This is a genomic window from Endozoicomonas sp. ALC013 (genome assembly GCF_049310205.1).
In the GTDB taxonomy this organism is placed as follows: Bacteria; Pseudomonadota; Gammaproteobacteria; order Pseudomonadales; family Endozoicomonadaceae; genus Endozoicomonas.
Genome location: NZ_JBLYNS010000320.1, coordinates 1 through 2,297 on the forward strand (window position 1 = coordinate 1; position 2,297 = coordinate 2,297).

Sequence of the window (2,297 nt, forward strand, 5' to 3'; positions counted from 1 at the left end):
CAGACCGGATACGTGATAGACATGCTAAACACCCTGCGCAATATCATACAGGAAGTCAGTTCTGCCTCTGATCTACAGGTGGCACTGCAGATTATTGTGCAGCGGGTTCGTGGTGCCATGAACACCGAGGTGTGCTCGGTCTATCTATACGATTCTGAGAGCACCTCTTATACGCTGATGGCTTCAGAGGGTTTGAACCCTTCCGCGGTCGGACAGGTGACTCTCTTTCATTCTGAAGGCCTTGTTGGGCAGGTGGGGCTGCGGGAAGAGCCCATAAACCTCGAAGATGCCGCTTCTCACCCGAAATTTCACTATATCCGTGAAACCGGAGAAGAGCGATTCACCTCTTTTCTCGGTGTCCCCATTATCCATCACCGTAATACGCTGGGTGTGCTGGTGGTTCAGCAGGTTGAGCAGCGACGTTTTGATGAACATGAAGAAGCGTTTCTGGTCACCATGTCGGCCCAATTGGCAGGGGTTATTGCCCATGCCCAGGCAACCGGCTCGATCAATAATGTCTCCACGCCCACCCGCACAAAACGAATTGCTCGCTTTCAGGGGAGTGCCGGTGCCACAGGGGTAGCCATTGGTGAGGCGGTGGTGATTACGCCTCCGGCCGATCTTGGTGCAGTACCTGAGCGTACCTGCAAGGATATAGATCTGGAACTCACCTTGCTGGACGATGCGCTGGCTGCGGTGCGAAAAGAGATGAAAGACACCGCTGAACGACTGTCTGACCGCTTACCTGCCGAGGAACATGCACTCTTTGATGTTTATCTGAGAATGCTCGATGACCGGGCCCTTGGGCAGGAGATAAGAGAGCGGATTCGGGGTGGATCCTGGGCACAGGGTGCCTTAAGACAGGTGATCGAAGAGCATATCCGCAATTTCGAAATGATGGACGATCATTATCTCCGTGAACGGGCTGCCGACGTCAGGGACCTGGGGCGCAGAGTACTTTCTCATCTCCAGCAGGGAGAGCATGCGAGGGTTGAATACCCGGCGAATACCATTCTGATCAGTGAGGAGCTTTCTCCGGTTATGCTGGGCGAGGTGCCACAGGAGTCACTGGCGGGTCTGGTTTCCAAGCAAGGCTCCAGTAATTCCCATGTGGCTATTCTTGCCCGCGCTTTAGGCGTGCCTACCGTCATGGGGGTGGTTGATCTGCCTTTCCATAAGCTGTCCGGTAAAAAGCTGATTGTGGATGGTAATCTTGGCCTGATTTACTCATCTCCGGCCCAGGAGTTGCTGGATTATTACACCGAAGTGCTGGAAGAGGAAAATCAGTTCAGTAAGGGGTTGGAAGCCATCAGAGATCTGCCCTGTGAGACCCCGGATAATTACCGTATTCCGCTCTGGGTCAACACCGGACTGATGACCGATACCATCCGCTCACTGGACAGAGGGGCTGAAGGCGTTGGTCTGTATCGGACTGAAGTCCCTTTTATGGTTCGGGATCGCTTCCCCAGTGAATCCGAACAGGAAAAGATTTACCGACACCAGCTTGAAGCCTTTGCGCCACGCCCCGTGACCATGAGAACCCTGGATATTGGCGGGGATAAGTCGCTGAGTTATTTCCCTATCAAGGAAGATAACCCTTTCCTTGGCTGGCGGGGGATTCGGGTAACACTGGATCATCCGGAAATCTTTCTGGTGCAGGTCCGGGCCATGTTGAAAGCCAGCGTGGGGCTGGATAATCTCCGGATTATGTTGCCAATGGTATCCAGTATTTTTGAAGTCGAGGAAGCGCAACACCTGATTCACCGGGCCCATGCGGAAGTGCTTGCTGAAGGCCTGCCAGTCTCCATGCCACCGGTGGGTGTGATGGTGGAAGTGCCCGCTGCCGTTTATATGGTCAAGGACCTTGCACAACGTGTCGACTTTCTTTCCATCGGATCAAATGACCTTATTCAATACCTGCTGGCCGTAGACCGCAACAACCCCCGGGTATCTGACCTTTATCACTCCTTTCACCCCGCCGTACTGCATGCCTTGCAGAAAGTTGCGGACGATGCCCATCAGGAAGGAAAGACCGTCAGTATCTGCGGTGAAATGGCGGGTGACCCTGCTGCAGCGGTACTGTTAATGGCCATGGGCTTCGATATGCTGTCGATGAGTGCCGTGAATCTGTTAAAAGTAAAATGGGTGTTAAGGCGCATCGGTATGGATCGTGCAAAAATGATATTGTCGGATTTAATGAAGCACGACAATGCGCAGGTGATTCGCAGCTCCCTGGAACTTGCCCTGTGTAAAGAAGGCATGGGCAAGGTTCTCGGGATCAAGAGTCGGCGTTTCTA

1 protein-coding gene is annotated in these 2,297 nt (G+C 53.3%); it reads left to right on the forward strand.

Translation table 11 applies throughout. The features are described from left to right. Positions 1-21: 21 nt before the first annotated feature. The coding region (gene ptsP, locus ACO6V1_RS23485; protein WP_422449748.1) for a phosphoenolpyruvate--protein phosphotransferase at positions 22-2,297 on the forward strand (2,276 nt) is incomplete at its 3' end.